Genomic DNA, 16,354 nt, shown 5'->3' on the forward strand with positions numbered 1-16,354 from the left:
GCGGGCCGGGGTCAGGCGAGGACGCGGTCGTCGGCGCGGGCCACGAGCACGGTGTCGGGGTCGGTGGATCCGTGCGTCGGCGCGGAGTAGTCGCCGCGGGCGAGCCGCTCGGCCAGCTCGGGGTAGTCGTTCTCGCGCAACCAGGCCAGGTTGTACTCGCGGGAGACGTAGTCGCGGGCGCTGTCGGCCGAGAACACCACGAAGACGTCGTCCTCGTCGGCGTTCGCCGCGAGGTCCAGGGCCACGCCGAGCGAGAGCGCCGAGGAGAGCCCGATGAGGAGCCCCTCCTCGCGCGCCGCCCGCCAGCCGAGCGCGATGGCCGCTTCGCGGTCGCGGCGCTCGATGCGGTCGATCACGTCGAGGTCGATGTTCTCGGGCCAGTCGCGCTCGAGCTGCTCAGCATCCGGTTCGCCCGACGCGACGCGGTAGAGGTTGCTCTGGGAGTGCATCGAGCCGTGGAAGTCGGTGGCGATGACCGAGACCTCCGGGTTCTGCTCGTGCAGGTAGGAACCCGTGCCGCTGACCGTGCCGCCCGTGGCGATCTGCGCGAGGAAGTGCGTGACGCGTCCGCCGGTCTGGTGCCAGATCTCGGGCCCGGTCGAGGCGATGTGGGCGGCGGGGTTGTCGCCGTTCGACTCCTGGTGCGACCACCAGCCGTCGGTCTCGGCCTCCGCGCGGCGCTGGGCGACGTTGGCCCAGTTCTCGGGATCCTCTCGCGGCACGTCGGGGCGGCCGGGGAGCAGCTCGACGCCGAGGAACTCGAGCAGCCGAGCCTTCTCGGGCGAGAGGGTCGGGAGCGGGACCGAGCTCGAGGGGTGGCCGGTCGCGTTGCCCGCGAGCGCGATCCCGATCGCGGTGTTGCCGGCGCCCGTGTCGGTGATTCGGCCGCCGGGGCGCAGCTCGCCGCCGGCGATGGCCTCGCGCACGATGTTGAGGCCGATGCGGTCCTTGGAGGATCCGCCGAGGTTGAAACCGTCGAGCTTCACGTAGACGGTGGCGGGCAGCCCCTCGGTGAGCCGGTTGAGCCGCACGAGCGGGGTGTTGCCGATGAGGTCGAGCACGCTGTCGTAGGTGCGGCTGCGGCTCGGATCGGGGAAGGAGATCGGCAGGGCCTGAGCGGAGTGCGGCATGGGGTTCCTTGTGCGAGAGGGGACCGGATCGGTCGGGTTCTTCCGCACAAGCTATGCCAGAATCAGCAGCTCGTGTGATGTGTGAAGTAATGAGACGTTATGGATGCGAGGGTGCACGGAGCGTTCGACGCTGGACGGGTAGGCGGTGCGTGGACGCGCCGCCCGCCACCGGTGCCCCTCGGGTCTCGGTGAATAGAATCTCCGTATGACGAGTCAGGAGTCCTCGGTTTCGTTTCGGAGGCTCTCGCGCGAAGAGCGGCGGACGGAACTCCTGCGGGCTGCGGTCGCGCTCGCGTTCGAGGACGGGCTCGCCCGGGTGACGGCCCGCCGGATCGCTGCGCGCGTCGAAGTCGCACAGGGCTTGATCACGCACTACTTCAAGTCGGTCGACGGCGTGCTCGTCGCCGTGTTCGAAGCCGTTGCGGAAGGAGAGCGGGAGGCCGTCGAGGCGCTGTCCTGCGATGACCCGGTCGAGGAGCTGAGGCGGCAGATCTCGTTCTACCTCTCCCCGGATCGGGACCCGACCGCACTGCTCTGGCTCGACGCCTGGAGGGAGAGCCCGCATCGACCGCTGCTGCGCGAAGCGGTCATTCGGCAGATGGAACTCGACGTCCGAAGCCTCTCGGCGCTGCTGGAGCGCGGGAAAGCGTGGGGCGCGTTCCCCGGTTCTTCGGAAAGATCCGCATTGCGGATCCTCGCGCTGCTGGACGGCCTCTCTGCGAACGCGGCGGTTCGCGCGGGGCTCTCCGGGGCAGTGGTCGATTACTCGGATGCCGCCGACTTCGTGATCGCCACGATCGAACGCGAGCTCGGCCTCGCGTCGGGGGCTCTGGCGCGCGACTAGAGTTCCGGATCGAGCTGAATCGAGGGCCCTGCGCCCGAGGGGGTGCTTCCTGCGGCCGCACAAGCAGCTTGTTGACCCATAGGTCAACAGTGCGTATGCTCGTGCGGGGCTTACTTGGCCTCAAGGTCAACAACGCGAGGAGGCGTCCGGCATGACCGCGCAACATTCGGCGGGGCACGAGTCCCCAGCGGTGCACATCGAGCAGCACGGCACTGATCACATCCCCACCGCGGAGCGGCATGGCACACCGCGCGCGCTCTTCACGGTGTGGGCGGGCTCCAACGTCACCTATCTGTACTTCGTCCTGGGCGGCATGCTGATCCTCTCCGGGCTCGATGTATGGCAGTCGCTCGCGGTCATCCTCGGAGGGAACCTCTTCTACGCGGGGATCGGTTTCCTCGCGGTGAGCGGTCCCCGCGCGGGGGTCCCCAGCGAGGTCATCACGCGCGCGTTCTACGGTGTCCGTGGGAACCGGGTGCAGAACGTGATCCTGGGCTGGCTGGTCGGCGTGCTCTACGAAGCCATCAATCTGTCGGTCGGCGCACTGGTCGGCTTCACCCTGGTGAAGTACTTCGCTCCCGATGCGCCCATTTGGATCCAGGCCGTCCTGGTCGTCGGACTGGCCGTGCTGACGTTCACCATCAGCGTCTTCGGCCACGGCATGATCCTGCGAGTCAGCGGCTGGGTCACGTGGCTGCTGCTCGCCGGTATCGCGGTTCTGGGGGTCTTCGTTCTGCAGCACGCGGACTTCGGCTATGTTCCGAGCGGGGGGACGCTTTCGGGGTCGGAGCTGTGGCCCGTCGCGGCCGCCGGTGTGACGATCATCGCGGCAGCCCCGCTGTCCTGGCAGATGAGCGCCGACTACTCGCGCTATCTTCCGGCGGACTCATCGCCCTCCCGTGTCGCCTTCTGGACCGGTCTCGGCGGTTTCCTCCCAGCTGTGGTGATCGGCAGCCTCGGCGTGCTCGCCGGGAGCGTCGTCGACATGACAGTTCCGGAAAGGGCCATGGAAGCGCTCGTCCCGGGCTGGTTCTACCCGATCTTCCTGCTCGTCGTAGTGGTCGGATCGATCACGAACAATGCGCTGACCGCCTACAGCACGGGTCTTGCATTGATGGCTGCAGGGGTGCGCTGGAAGCGCTCGGTCACGGTCATCTTCGATGCGGCAATCGCCGTGTCCATCACGCTGTACGCGCTTTTCGTCTCGAACTTCCTGGGCACGTTGAACGCGCTTCTCGAAGTGACGGTTGCCGTCCTGGCTCCGGCGCTGGGAATCTACATGGTGGATATCGTGCTCCGCCGGAACGACTACCGAGGCGAAGACCTGCAGGACCAAACGCGAGGTGGTCCGAACTGGTTCACGGGCGGGTGGAACATCGCGGGGTGTGTCTCGCTCGTCGTGGGGACGACGTTCGCAGCGCTCTGCATCAAGACCACCGACTACGTCGGCCCGATCTCGACCGCGCTCGGCGGCGCGGATATTTCACCGTTCGTCGGTCTGTTGGTCGGAGGCGGACTGTATCTGCTGCTCGGCGCGCGGACGGTCCGCACGAGCATCGCGGCACCTGTCGCGGTCCTCGGTGCGGGTGAGCCGTCGGAGGTCCGCAAGTGAACTCGCCTCTGCCGATCGTCGACCGTTGGTTCGTCTCGGAATCGATGGAAGACGGGATCACTCGCATCGAGGAGCCGTATGCGGATGAGTTCCTCCGCGGAAACATTTGGCATGTCGCGGGTGACGACCGAGACCTCGTGGTGGATTCCGGTCTCGGGATCGGCTCCCTTCGCACGGAGTTCCCGGAGCTATTCGCGAACAATCCAGTGCTGGTGGTGACCCATGCGCATCTGGACCACATGGGGTCGGCCTACGAGTTCGCGGATCTGCGGGCGCATGCTCTGGAGCCGCTGCACGCGCCCCACGGCACGTCGATCCGGGGCGATGTGCTCGCTGCGCAACTCGGCCTGAGCGAAACGCTCCCCGAGTTGCTGGTCACCGCCCGAACCCGGTCCTGCGATCCCGAACGATACGAGGTACGTCCGGTCGTCGCGACCGTCACCGTCGCAGAAGGTGACGTGATCGACCTGGGGAATCGACGGCTGCAGATCCTGCACCTCCCGGGGCATACACCGGGCTCGATCTGCCTGTTCGATTGGGACTCCGGTGCGCTGTTCAGCGGTGATGTCGTGTACGACGACGATCTGCTCGACGATCTCTTCGAATCCGATGATCAGGCGTACGTCCGCAGTATGCACCGCTTGCGGGACCTTCCGGTTCGCACGGTCTACCCCGGTCACGGGGAGTCGTTCAACGGGCATCGGCTGCGGGAGATCATCGACTCGTATCTTCGGGCCGCGACGCGGACGGTCTGAACCGGGAACAGTCGCCGCTCCGTGGAGCCGAGTGCCTCGAAGCAGTGCCTGCCCTCTCGCTTGCCGGCAGCCGAGCGAAGACCTCCGATGCCGACGCGCGGTGCCGTTCGTGCACGGGCGTCGGAGGTATTCGATCCTGCACCGCAGTGGTCGGTGGCGATGCGGTCGGGCCGGTGCGATCGCGGTCGGATCGCACCGGGAACCCCGCTACGCCACGAGCGTCTCGCCCAACCGTCCGCCGGCACGCCACCCCGGCGGGATCGCGAACACCGCCGAACCGATATGGGTGACCCACTCGTTCATCAGGTCCGCCTCGTCGAGGCGCCGCTGGATCGGCACGAACTGCGCGAGCGGATCACGCTGATAGCAGGCGAACAGCAGCCCCTGCTCGAGTCCGTCGTCGTAGTTCACCGCGCGCCGGTAGATGCGCTCGCCCGGATCCGTCGAGTGCGCGCGGGCGATGTGCGCGTCCTTTGAGATCACGGTGAAACCGAGCGAATCCCGCGCCGCGAAGTCCGGCTCGTCGTGCTCCTTCTTCCCGGTCAACGGAGCGCCCTCGCGCAGGGTCCGACCCATCGCGAACTCGCGACCGACCCGATCCACCCGATCCCACGTATCGAGCTCCATGCGGATCCGACGCAGCACCAGAGCGCTCCCGTTCCGCAACCAGCCCGCATCCGCGCCGAGCCACACGAGCCCGGAGAAATCGGACGAGGCCGGCTTCGGATTCACGGTCCCGTCGACCTGGCCCATCAGATTCCGCATCGTGCGGCCGCCGGACTCGGTGCCGCGCGCACGCGCGAAACCGTCCTGCCGCCAGCGCGGCTTCGCGAACGGGCGTACGTCCTTCACCAGGAACCGCGCGGCGTGCGCGATCGTCACCGGATCATCGGCGGCGATCACGAGCAGCAGATCACCGCCGCTGTACGCCTCGTCGAGGCGGTCCCGCGAGAACTTCGGCAGCGGCCCCAGCCACGCGGGCACCGCTGCGGGATCGACCCGCCGCACCAGCTCCCGGCCGAAGCCCACCGTGACCGTCAACCGCGCGGGCAACTCGGCGAGCTCCGGCTCGACGTCCGCCAGGGGAGCGGTGCCCGCGGTGAGCGCCTCGACGTCCCCGCTCAGCAGACGGAGCATGCGCAGGATCCCGTCATGATCGGCATCGGGCAGCAGATCGAGCGCGAGATAGCTCACGTGCGCCGTGTGCGCCGTCGTGATCCCGGCCTGGTGCGCGCCGTGGCACGGAATGCGCTCGGAGCCGTGGATCGTCTCGGCGACCGGCTCCGCGCCGGCGCGGCCGGCACCGCCCGCGATCGCGAACCCGGCAGCCGTGACGGCCGCGCCGCCGGCCGCCCCGGCGAGGGCTCCGAAGAGCCCCCGCCGGCTGACCGAGCGCGTCGATGACGCGCTCGGGGCGGCCGTCTCGGCTGTCGCGGGCTCAGTGGCCGGCATGCTCGGCGCCGCCGTCGTAGTTCTCGTTCGCGCCGCTGAACGCCTTGCCGAGCACCGGCACCTCGAGCGTGCTGCCGTCCGAGAACTTCAGCGTGACGGGGACCTCGTCGCCGGCCTTCACCGGCTTCTTCAGGTCCATCAGCATGATGTGGGTGCTGCCGGGTTCCAGCGCGGCGGTCTTGCCTGCCGGGATCTTGATCCCGCCCTCCTTCTTGCGCATGGTGGCGGTGCCGTTCTCGACGATCGTCTCGTGCAGCTCGACCATGCCGGCGATCGGCGTCGAGGCCGACTCGAGCGTGACGTCGGACGAGCCCGAGTTCTTGAGCGTGCCGAACACGGCGCTCATGTCGCCGTCGGTCGCCTTGACCCAGGCGTCAGCCAGCTCGACCGGGGCTTTCTGTTGCTGCTCGGCGGTCGCCGAGGGCTTCTCGGAGGACGCCGGCGTCGAGGAGCAGGAGGTCAGGCCGAGGCCGAGCGCGAGCGCGAGCGCGGCCGCGGAGATGGCGACGCCGGTGGCGGCGCGACGGATCGGGGAAACAGTGGAAACGGACATGGGTGTACTCCAGATGATGTGCGTCGGCGCGTGCGCGCCGGGTGCCGTGCCGCGGGCGCGACCGGGCCGTCGATGCGGCCGAGTCGCGACGGAGCGACGCTCCGGCGCGCGGGCGCGCCGGGCATCGCCGCGTGCGGGCACGGCGAAACAGGGATCGCTGCGCGCGCGTTCGATGCGCAGCGAGGGGAGCGCGCGCCAGCGAGGCGCGCGTCGGAGAGGACTACTCCGCGGACTCCGCGGAGTCGCTCGGCTTCTTCTTGCGCGTCAGCACCACGGTCGCGGCGATCACGACCACCAGCCCGCCGCCGATCCCCGCGACCGCGCCGATCGGCACGCCGCCGGACTCGGAGGACACCTTCGACTCGGAGGACGCATCCGACTTCGCACTGCCCTCGGGCTCGGTGAAGCGAGGATCCTTCTCGCCGACGGCGGTGACCTTCGCCGACCCGTCCTCAGCCACCTCGAAGAAGTAGCTGCCCGAGATCGGGTGACCGTCGGAGGAGACCACGCGCCACGCCACCTGGTAGGCGCCGCCCGCCGGGAGCGGAGCCTTGACGGCCTGGCTCACGTCGCGTTCGTTCACCACCGCGTCGCCATCGCTGACGACGGCGCCCTTCGGATCGGTGATCGCGATCTCGGTGCCCACCTTGATCACGGAGTCGCTGAACGTCAGCGTGATCCCGGAGACCGCACCGGTCTGCTGGTCCTGGGCGAACCCCTGACCGACCAGTTCGTCGTGCGCGAAGGCCGGCGAAGCCGCGAGGGCGGTGCCGCCGATGGCGAGGGCGCCGGCGATCGCCGCCGCCGCGGTGAAGCGGCGGAGCCGCGAGACAGTTCTGGACATGGGTGAGCTGAGCGCTTTCTGCTGGAGCCGGGTGCGCGGAACGGCACCGCGGGCGGAGTCTGAGGTCGGCGGACGGCGCGGCCGGAGCTACGCGCCGAGCGCCGGGGGACCCCGGTGCGTGATCGCAGAGAGCGAATGCAGCCGCTCGCGCAGGGCGGCGGGTGCGAGGAAGAGCGAGACGGGACGATCGGCAGGACGATGCTCGCCGACGCCCAGCAGCAGCGGGACGAGCACGCTCCGCAGCGCGGCGAGCAGCGAATCGGTGAGCGCGACCAGCCCGAGGAAGGCGCGCTCTCCGCGGTGCAGCAGCGCGATGGTGGCGATCGCGGCCACCGCGTGCATGGCCCACATGGCCGCATCGGCCGAGGCCGGGTCGGAACCGACCTGCAGGGACGGAGCCATCGACTGGATGGCGGCGAGGTGGCCGGCGTGCAGCGGCGTCGGCGCCGAGGTCGCGGACGAACCGGAACCGACGAGGCCGAGGCCCGAGAACGACCAGTGGTAGACGAACTGGCTCGCGCCGACCGCGACGGCCAGACGCCAGAGCGATCCGACCCGTCCGCCGAGCAGCACGCACAGCGGAAGCGCGAGCACCGCGGTCGCGAGCACCGAGAAGGCGGTCACCGTGCCGCCGGCGAGGCCGTGGGACGCCGCCGCTAGCAGCGTCGCGAGCACAGCGCCCGCCGCACCGCGAGCGGTGCGGGCAGCACGGCTCATGGGAGCTCGTGCGTCGGGCCGGGCGGACATATCGTCCAGTCTACGTGAGCGGGGCCGCGACCTCCGTCGTCCGGCCTCCGCGCTCCGCTCTTCCCGATAGAATCGGTTCCCGTGTCAGACACCAATCCCATTACCCAGGACGCGGTCGATTCGGCGGTCGATGCGGCGCTCGCCGCATTCGCCGCTGCGGCGACGGTCGCAGAGCTGAAGTCCGCGCGCAACGCCCACGTCGGCGAGGCCTCGGCGATCGCGCAGCTGAACGCGCGCATGCGCGAGGTGCCGAAGGACGAGAAGGCCGCGACCGGCAAGCTCATGGGGCAGGCCCGCGGCCGCCTCGAGGGCGCCTACAAGGCCCGCGAGGGCGAGCTCGCCGCGGCCGAGGCGCAGGCCCGCCTCGCCGCCGAGACCGTCGATGTCACCGAGGCGCCCGTGCGCCGCGCCGCCGGCAGCCGCCACCCCCTGGCGCAGCTCCAGGAGGAAGCGGCCGACATCTTCATCGGCATGGGCTGGGAGATCGCGGAGGGCCCCGAGGTCGAGCACGAGTGGTTCAACTTCGACGCCCTCGGCTTCGATCCCGACCACCCCGCGCGCGCCATGCAGGACACGTTCTTCGTGGAGCCGGCCGACCGGCACCTGCTGCTCCGCACGCACACCTCGCCGGTGCAGATCCGCTCCCTGCTGGGGCGAGAGCTGCCCGTCTACGTGGTGGCGCCGGGCCGCGTCTACCGCACCGACGAGCTCGACGCGACGCACACCCCCGTGTTCCACCAGATCGAGGGCATCGCCATCGACAAGGGTCTGACGATGGCGCACCTGCGCGGCACGCTCGAGCACTTCGCCCGGCAGATGTTCGGCGAGGAGGCGAAGATCCGTCTGCGCCCGAACTTCTTCCCGTTCACCGAGCCGTCGGCCGAGATGGACGTCTGGCAGCCGAACGCCAAGGGCGGGGCGCGCTGGGTCGAGTGGGGCGGCTGCGGCATGGTCGATCCCCGGGTCCTGGCCGCGGCCGGCATCGATCCTGAGGAGTACCAGGGCTTCGCCTTCGGCATGGGCATCGAGCGCACCCTGCAGTTCCGCCACGACATCAACGACATGCGCGACATGGTCGAGGGCGACACCCGTTTCAACCAGCAGTTCGGAGGACTCGTCTGATGCGTATCCCGCTTTCCTGGCTCGCGGAATCCGTCGAGCTGCCCGCGGGCACCACGCCCGAGCAGGTGCACGCCGATCTCGTCCGCGTCGGCTTCGAGGAGGAGTCGATCCGCCGCTTCGACGCCTCGGGTCCCATCGTGGTCGGCGAGGTGCTGAGCCGCGAGCCCGAGGAGCACTCCAACGGCAAGACCGTCAACTGGTGCCAGGTGCGCGTCGCGCCCGAGGGCCAGCGCGCCGCCGACGGCGGCGAGGACGTGCGCGGCGTCGTCTGCGGCGCCCACAACTTCGACGTCGGCGATCGGGTCGTGGTGACCCTGCCCGGCGCCGTGCTGCCCGGCGACTTCCGCATCGCCGCGCGCAAGACCTACGGACACGTGTCCGACGGCATGATCGCCTCGGCCCGTGAGCTCGCCCTGGGCGACGATCACGACGGCATCATCGTGCTCAGCCGCTGGGGGATCGACGCGGAGCCGGGCGCGAACGCGCTCGAGCTGCTCGGCATGGCCGACACCGCCGTCGAGATCAACGTGACGCCGGATCGCGGCTACGCGTTCTCGGTGCGCGGCGTCGCCCGCGAGTACGCGCACTCGACCGGAGCGGTGTTCCGCGACCCCGCCGAGGCGGTCGCCCCGGTCCCCGCGTCCGGCTTCGATGTGACCATCGACGACGCGGCTCCGATCCGCGGCCGCGTCGGCGCCTCCGGCTTCGTCACGCGCGTGGTGCGCGGCATCGACGCGACGCGACCGACCCCGGCCTGGATGGTCTCGCGCCTGCAGCTCGCCGGCGTCCGAGCGCTGTCGCTGCCCGTCGACATCGGCAACTACGTCATGCTCGGACTGGGCCAGCCGCTGCACGCCTACGACCTGGGCAAGGTCTCGGGCGGCCTGCGGGTGCGCCGGGCCGCCGAGGGCGAGACCCTCGTCACGCTCGACGGCGCGGAGCGCAAGCTGCACGTCGAGGACCTGGTCATCGCCGACGACTCCGGCGCGATCGGCCTGGCCGGCGTGATGGGCGGCGAGTCGACCAAGACCGACGATGCGACCACCGACGTGCTCGTCGAGGCCGCGACCTTCGATTCCGTCTCGATCGCCCGCTCCGCGCGCCGGCACAAGCTCCCCAGCGAGGCCTCCAAACGCTTCGAGCGCGGTGTCGACCCGCTCGTCGCGCGCGCCGCGGCGCAGCGCGCGGTCGAACTGCTCGTCGAGCTCGGCGGCGGCACGGTCGACGAGCTCGGCAGCGAACTCGTGGCGCCGTGGGCGCCCGAAGCGGTCCGTTTCGAACTGTCGCGGGTCAACGGCCTGCTCGGCACCGACTACCGCGACGACGAGATCCGCAGCGCGCTCGAGATGATCGGCTGCGAGCTGGTCGAGGCCGGCGACGGCGTGCTCGAGGCGACGGCCCCCAGCTGGCGCGCCGACCTCACGCGTCCCGCAGATCTGGTCGAAGAAGCCGCGCGCATCATCGGCTACGACCGCATCCCCTCGGTGCTCCCGACCGCTCCGGCGGGTCGCGGGCTCACCCGGGAGCAGCGTCTGCGCCGCCGCGCGGCGAACGTCTCGACGGCCTGGGGGCTCACCGAGGTGCAGAGCTACCCGTTCGTGTCCCGCGCCCAGCTGGATCGCTTCGGGGCCGGCAGCGAGCCCGTCGACGGCGCAGCCGCTCCGGTGCACGCCATCCGCCTGGCGAACCCGCTCGACGGCGAGGCCCCGTTCCTCCGCCGTTCGCTGCTCGCCGGTCTCGTGACCGCGGCGCAGCGCAACGTGTCGCGCGGCCTCACCGATCTCGCGCTCGTCGAGTTCGGCGCGGTGTTCGATCCCGAGCACGTTCGCCTCGGCACCGACACGGTGCCGCCGCTCGGCGAGCGCCCGTCCGACGCGGTGCTCGCGGAGCTCGACGGATCGATCCCGAAGCAGCCGGGCCGCGCAGCGGGCCTGTTCGTGGGCGCCGCGGTCGCGAAGCAGGCGGGCGAGCCCGCCCGTGCCTGGGACTGGGCCGACGCCCTCGACGCCGCGCGCGTCGTCGCCGGTGCGGTCTCGGCCGAACTCGTGGTGCGTCAGGGTGCGCACCGTGCGTTCCATCCGGGTCGCACCGCCGAGCTGCTCGTCCTGGTGGACGGCTCGCTCGAGCCGGTCGGCGTCGCCGGCGAGCTCGCGCCCGAGACCGCGGAGGCGGTGCACCTGCCGGGTCGCGTCGCCGCGTTCGAGCTCGATCTCGAGCGGCTCATCGAGGTCGCTGCGCGCGAGCCCGAGGTCGCCCAGCTGTCGACCTACCCCGCTGCGACGCAGGACCTCACCCTCGTGGTGGACCGTGCGATCCCCGCGGCGGAGGTGCTCGACGCGGTGATCGCCGGTGCGACCGCGAGCGGCCTGCTCGAGGGCGCGACGATCGTCGACGACTACCGCGGAGCGGGACTCGGCGACGACGAGAAGGCGCTGACCTTCGCGCTGCGCTTCCGGGCCGAGGATCGCACGCTGACCGCAGAGGAAGCGAGCGAGGCGAAGCTCGCCGGCGTCGCCGCGGCGAGCGAGCGCTTCGGAGCAAAGCTGCGCGACTGAGCGCGATCGCAGCGGCAACGGCGGACGGGCGCGGCGTACCATGACGGTATGACCTCGCCCGCCCCGTATCTGCTGCTGCCGGGAACCGCCGCCGAGGCGCTCGAGTTCTACCGGGCGACCTTCGGCGGGGTTGTCACCGCGCACACCTTCGCCGAGTTCGGCCGCTTCGGCGGACCGGGGGACTCGATCGCGCACGGGATCCTCACCGGGCCCGTCTCGCTGTTCGCCGCCGACGCCGGCCCCGACGAGGACGCCGTGGCGATGGCGGGCATGTTCCTCTCGCTGCTCGGCCGAGCGGATCCCGACACGCTGCACGCCTGGTTCGATGCCCTCGCCGAGCACGGGCGCGTGCTCGACCCGCTGATCGAGCGGTCGTGGGGAGCGCACGACGGCCAGGTGATGGATCGCTTCGGCGTGCGCTGGCTGATCGGATACGAACCGGACGGCCCGGAGACCGAGTAGCGTTGGCCGCATGAGCGAGCATCTCTCCATCGCCGTCGCCGGCGGCACCGGCACGGTCGGGGCGCATGTCGCCCGGATCGCCCACGATCGCGGGCACGAGGTACGGATCCTCGCCCGCTCGACCGGCGCCGACCTGCGCGCGGGCACCGGGATCGACCTCGCGGGCATCGACGTCGTGATCGACGCGTCCGGCGCCTTCGCGGTGTCGGCGGGGCGCTCGATCGAGTGGTTCGAAGCGGTGACCCGGAACCTGTTGGCCGCGGAGCACGCAGCGGGCGTCGGGCATCACATCGCGCTCTCCATCGTGGGCGCCGCTCGAGCGCCGTACGGCTACTACGCGGGCAAGGCCGCGCAGGAGCGGGCGGTCGCCGCGGGATCGGTGCCGTGGACGGTGCTGCGCGCGGCGCAGTTCTTCGAGTTCGCGAGCGCCAATGCGATCCGCCTCGGCCCGCTGACGCTCATGCCGTCGATGCGTTCCCAGCCCGTCGCGGCGGCGTCGGTCGCCGCCCGGCTGGTCGAGATCGCCGAGGGCGGCCCGATCGGGGACGCTCCGGATCTCGCGGGTCCGCGCGAGGAGCGCATGGCCGATCTGGTGCGCCGCATCGGCGCGGCGCGCGGGGGATCGGCCCGGGTGATCGAGTTCCCGATGCCCGGCGGATTCGGGCGCGCGATCCGCGACGGTTCGATCCTGCCCGGGCCGGATGCACAGCTTGACGCGACCACCTTTGACGAATGGCTCGCCTCGGGGGCACACTCGGAGGCGTAGCGCACGATCGGCCGGAACGGACCGGCCACGGCGAGAGGAACCCCATGGCCACGGCAGCGAAGCCCAGTCCCACCTCGAAGTCCGCCTCGGCCGCGGCGAAACCGCGAAGCACGGCCGCCAAGCCGCGAACCGCGGCCGCGAAGCCGCGAACCGCGGCGAAGCCCCGCACGCGGAAGCCGGCGCGGCCGGCGATCCAGCGGATCGTCCCCTGCCTCTGGTCGAACGGCGCTGCGGAGGAGACCGCCGCGTTCTACGCCGCGGCGCTGCCCGACACCTCCTTCGAGGTCATGAGCCGCTACCCCGAGACCGGCCTGCTCGACTTCCAGCAGCCGCTCGCCGGAAAACCGCTCACCGTCGACGTGCTCATCGGCGGGTACCGGGTCACGCTCGTCAACGCGGGGCCGGAGTTCCGGCCGAACCCGTCGATCTCGCTCACCCTGCACTTCGATCCCCGGAACTTCGACGGTTCGATGCTGCGCGCCCGCGCGCAGCTCGATGCGACCTGGGGAGCGCTCGGCTTCGGCGGCCGCGTGCTCATGGAGCTCGGCGAGTACCCCTTCAGCGGCCGCTACGGCTGGGTCGAGGACCGCTACGGGGTGAGCTGGCAGCTCATGCTGGTGGATCCCGAGGCCCCGGGCGGCGATCCATCCGGCGCGGCCGCACCGTTCGTGATGCCCTGCCTGATGTTCGGCGCCGCGGCGCAGAACCGGGCGAGCGAAGCGATCGACCGCTACGTCGCGGTGCTCGGCGCGACGCAGAGCCTCGGCGGATCCGACCGCGGGTTCACGGCCCCGTACCCGGTGCAGACGGGCCCCGCGCCGGCGGGCGCGGTCATGTACGGGGAGTTCGGCGTCGGGCCGCAACGGTTCTCGGCGATGGATTCGGGGGTCGAGCAGCCGGAATCGTTCACGAACGGCGTCTCGCTGATCGTGAACGCCCACGGGCAGGACGAGATCGACCTGCTGTGGGACGCGCTCTCGGCGGTCCCCGAGGCCGAGCAGTGCGGCTGGCTCGTCGACGCGTTCGGCGTGAGCTGGCAGATCGTGCCGGATAACATGGACGAACTGATGCAGCGCCCCGATGCGTTCCCGCACATGCTGCAGATGAAGAAGATCGTGATCGCCGATCTCTGACGGCGGTCGATGACGTCGCGTGCGCGACGGTGCCCGAGGAAGTGCCAGAATAGAGAGTCTGGAACGGCATCGGCTCCGTATGGTGCCGAGCGAGAGAGGCACGAGCACTATGGCATTCACCGTCGCGGTCGCCGGAGCGAGCGGATACGCGGGCGGTGAGCTGCTGCGCCTGCTCGCCGCGCATCCCGAGTTCGAGATCCGCACCGTCACTGGGCACTCCACCGCGGGCCAGCCGCTCATCGCGAGCCAGCCGCACCTGCGCTCGCTCGCGCACCTCACGTTGCAGCCCACCGAGCCCGCCGTACTCGACGGGCACGACATCGTCTTCTTCGCGCTGCCGCACGGAGCCTCGGGCGAACTGACCGCGCAGCTGCGCGACGTCCGCCTCGCCATCGACTGCGGTGCCGACCACCGGCTCACCGACCCCGCCGACTGGGCCGCGTTCTACGGCGGCGAGCACCACGAGGCCTGGAGCTACGGCGTGCCGGAACTGCTCGTCGCGGGCGACACCCCGGCTGCACCGGGCAAGCAGCGCGAGGCGCTCGTCGGCGCGACGCGGATCGCGGCACCCGGCTGCAACGCCAGCACCGTGGCACTCTCGCTCGCGCCCGGCATCGCCGCGGGAGTGATCGAGGCGGAAGACCTGGTGAGCGTGCTCGCGGTGGGCCCCAGCGGGGCCGGCAAGGCCGCCAAGACGCACCTGCTCGGCGCCGAGCTCATGGGATCCGCGAACCCCTACGCGGTCGGCGGCACCCACCGGCACATCCCCGAGATCCGCCAGGCGCTGCGCGGCGCAGGCGCATCGACCGAGCCGACCATCAGCTTCACCCCCGTACTCGTCCCCATGAGCCGGGGGATCCTCGCGACCTCGACCGCGCGCATCGCGACCCGCGCCGACGGCAGCCATCCCGACGCCGCCGAGATCCGCGCCGCCTGGGAACACGCCTACGCCGACGAGCCCTTCGTCCACCTGCTGCCCGAGGGCCAGGTGCCCCGCACCGCCGACACGCTCGGCGCCAACACCTGCCTCATCGGGCTCGCCGTCGACGAGGCCGCGGGCCGCGTCGTCGTGATCGGCGCGCTCGACAACCTGGCCAAGGGCACCGCGGGCGCGGCGATCCAGTCGGCCAACATCGCCCTCGGCCTGCCCGAGACCACCGGCCTCTCGACGAATGGAGTCGCACCGTGACCGTCACCGCCCCCGCAGGCTTCCGCTCCGCCGGCATCGCCGTCGGACTCAAGAGCACCGGCAAGCCCGACCTCGCGCTCGTGGTCAACGACGGTCCGCGTCGCGCCAGCGCGGCGGTCTTCACCAGCAACCGCGCCCAGGCGAACCCGATCATCTGGAGCCGCAAGGTGGTCGCGGGCGGCACCGCCCGGGCCATCGTGCTGAACTCCGGCGGAGCCAACTGCTTCACCGGCGAGTTCGGCTACGAGACCACGCGCCTCACCGCCGAGGCCGTCGCCGCAGCGCTGACCGCCGAGGGCTCCGTCGACGACGCGAGCGAGGCCGTCGACGCCGAGCGGATCCTCGTCTGCTCCACCGGTCTCATCGGGTCGGGCGACCAGACCTTCCGCGACCGGATCGTGGACAACGTGCCCGCGCTCGCCGCGGCGCTCGCCGCCGACGACGCGACGGCCCCCGCCGCGATCCTCACGACCGACTCGGTCGAGAAGACCGCCGTGCGCGAGCGCGACGGCTGGACCATCGGCGCGATGGCCAAGGGCGCCGGCATGCTCGCTCCCGGGCTCGCGACGATGCTCGTCGTGATCACGACCGACGCGGTGCTCGACGACGCGCAGCTCGATCGCGCGCTCCGTGCGGCCACCGGGCGCAGCTTCGACCGGCTCGACTCCGACGGGTGCATGTCGACCAACGACCAGGTGACGCTGCTCGCGAGCGGCGCCTCCGGCGTCGCCGCCGACGAGGACGTGTTCGCGGCCGTGCTCGCCGAGATCTGCGACGACCTCTCCGCCCAGCTGCAGGGCGACGCCGAGGGCGCGAGCCACGACATCGACATCGAGGTGCTCGGCGCCGCGAGCGAGGCGGAGGCCGTCGAGGTCGGCCGCTCCGTGGCGCGCAACAACCTCTTCAAGGCCGCGATCTTCGGCAACGACCCCAACTGGGGCAGGGTGCTGGCTGCGATCGGCACCACCGACGCGGCCTTCGACCCGTACGCGGTCGACGTGAGCTTCAACGGCGTGCGCCTCTGCCACGCGGGCGGACCCGACCGACCCGTCGAGGAGTGCGACCTCACCCCGCGCCGCACGCACGTGCGCATCGAACTGTTCGCGGGTGAGGCCGCCGCGACCATCCGCACCAACGACCTCACGCACGACTACGTGCACGAGAACAGCGCCTACTCGAGCTGAGGACGC

General features: G+C 71.1%; 15 protein-coding genes. 10 read left to right on the forward strand and 5 right to left on the reverse strand.

Annotation, left to right across the window (positions count from 1 at the left end; genetic code table 11):
- Positions 1 to 11 precede the first annotated feature (11 nt).
- Positions 12 to 1,130: a PLP-dependent cysteine synthase family protein gene (locus ABD169_RS08405; protein WP_344031346.1), complete on the reverse strand. Its 1,119-nt coding sequence runs from the start codon at positions 1,128 to 1,130 to the stop codon at positions 12 to 14.
- Positions 1,131 to 1,335: 205 nt separating this feature from the next.
- Here ABD169_RS08405 and ABD169_RS08410 point away from each other — a divergent pair, with 205 nt between their 5' ends.
- The 3 genes from ABD169_RS08410 (at position 1,336) to ABD169_RS08420 (ending at position 4,341) form a co-directional block, all read left to right on the forward strand.
- Complete coding sequence (locus ABD169_RS08410) at positions 1,336 to 1,974, forward strand: TetR/AcrR family transcriptional regulator (RefSeq protein WP_344031348.1); 639 nt, start codon at positions 1,336 to 1,338, stop codon at positions 1,972 to 1,974.
- Positions 1,975 to 2,125: 151 nt separating this feature from the next.
- Positions 2,126 to 3,586, forward strand: a complete 1,461-nt coding sequence (locus ABD169_RS08415; protein WP_344031350.1) for a purine-cytosine permease family protein — start codon at positions 2,126 to 2,128, stop codon at positions 3,584 to 3,586.
- Positions 3,583 to 4,341: an MBL fold metallo-hydrolase gene (locus tag ABD169_RS08420; protein WP_344031352.1), complete on the forward strand. Its 759-nt coding sequence runs from the start codon at positions 3,583 to 3,585 to the stop codon at positions 4,339 to 4,341. Before ABD169_RS08415 ends, ABD169_RS08420 begins: the two co-directional genes overlap by 4 nt.
- Positions 4,342 to 4,548: 207 nt before the next feature.
- Here the strand turns inward: ABD169_RS08420 and ABD169_RS08425 are convergent, their stop codons facing one another.
- From ABD169_RS08425 to ABD169_RS08440, 4 genes are all read right to left on the reverse strand, one after another.
- Positions 4,549 to 5,793: a Dyp-type peroxidase gene (locus tag ABD169_RS08425; protein WP_344031353.1), complete on the reverse strand. Its 1,245-nt coding sequence runs from the start codon at positions 5,791 to 5,793 to the stop codon at positions 4,549 to 4,551.
- On the reverse strand, positions 5,780 to 6,346 hold the full coding sequence (locus ABD169_RS08430) for a copper chaperone PCu(A)C (protein WP_344031355.1): 567 nt from the start codon (positions 6,344 to 6,346) through the stop codon (positions 5,780 to 5,782). Before ABD169_RS08430 ends, ABD169_RS08425 begins: the two co-directional genes overlap by 14 nt.
- 220 nt (positions 6,347 to 6,566) lie before the next feature.
- Positions 6,567 to 7,190 carry a copper resistance CopC family protein gene (locus ABD169_RS08435; protein ID WP_344031357.1) on the reverse strand — a complete coding sequence of 208 codons (624 nt, stop codon included), beginning with the start codon at positions 7,188 to 7,190 and terminating at the stop codon, positions 6,567 to 6,569.
- A gap of 87 nt (positions 7,191 to 7,277) precedes the next feature.
- Positions 7,278 to 7,907 carry a hypothetical protein gene (locus tag ABD169_RS08440; protein ID WP_344031359.1) on the reverse strand — a complete coding sequence of 210 codons (630 nt, stop codon included), beginning with the start codon at positions 7,905 to 7,907 and terminating at the stop codon, positions 7,278 to 7,280.
- A 111-nt stretch (positions 7,908 to 8,018) separates the two neighbouring features.
- Between ABD169_RS08440 and pheS the strand changes: the two genes are divergently transcribed.
- From pheS to argJ, 7 genes are all read left to right on the forward strand, one after another.
- Positions 8,019 to 9,059, forward strand: coding sequence for a phenylalanine--tRNA ligase subunit alpha (gene pheS, locus ABD169_RS08445; RefSeq protein ID WP_344031361.1), 1,041 nt, complete (start codon positions 8,019 to 8,021; stop codon positions 9,057 to 9,059).
- A complete protein-coding gene (pheT, locus tag ABD169_RS08450) occupies positions 9,059 to 11,614 on the forward strand; it encodes a phenylalanine--tRNA ligase subunit beta (RefSeq protein ID WP_344031362.1) in 2,556 nt (851 codons plus the stop codon). The genes pheS and pheT overlap by 1 nt, the downstream gene beginning before the upstream one ends.
- Before the next feature lie 48 nt (positions 11,615 to 11,662).
- Positions 11,663 to 12,076 carry a VOC family protein gene (locus ABD169_RS08455; protein WP_344031364.1) on the forward strand — a complete coding sequence of 138 codons (414 nt, stop codon included), beginning with the start codon at positions 11,663 to 11,665 and terminating at the stop codon, positions 12,074 to 12,076.
- A gap of 10 nt (positions 12,077 to 12,086) precedes the next feature.
- A complete protein-coding gene (locus ABD169_RS08460; protein ID WP_344031366.1) occupies positions 12,087 to 12,842 on the forward strand; it encodes an SDR family oxidoreductase in 756 nt (251 codons plus the stop codon).
- 44 nt (positions 12,843 to 12,886) lie between these two features.
- Positions 12,887 to 13,975, forward strand: a complete 1,089-nt coding sequence (locus ABD169_RS08465; protein WP_344031368.1) for a VOC family protein — start codon at positions 12,887 to 12,889, stop codon at positions 13,973 to 13,975.
- Positions 13,976 to 14,084: 109 nt separating this feature from the next.
- Entirely contained in the window at positions 14,085 to 15,164 is a 1,080-nt protein-coding gene (argC, locus tag ABD169_RS08470; RefSeq protein WP_344031370.1) for an N-acetyl-gamma-glutamyl-phosphate reductase, read from the forward strand.
- Positions 15,161 to 16,348: a bifunctional glutamate N-acetyltransferase/amino-acid acetyltransferase ArgJ gene (gene argJ / locus ABD169_RS08475; protein ID WP_344031372.1), complete on the forward strand. Its 1,188-nt coding sequence runs from the start codon at positions 15,161 to 15,163 to the stop codon at positions 16,346 to 16,348. Before argC ends, argJ begins: the two co-directional genes overlap by 4 nt.
- Positions 16,349 to 16,354: the final 6 nt, after the last annotated feature.

The sequence above is a fragment of the Leucobacter iarius genome (assembly GCF_039530105.1).
Lineage (GTDB): Bacteria > Actinomycetota > Actinomycetes > Actinomycetales > Microbacteriaceae > Leucobacter > Leucobacter iarius.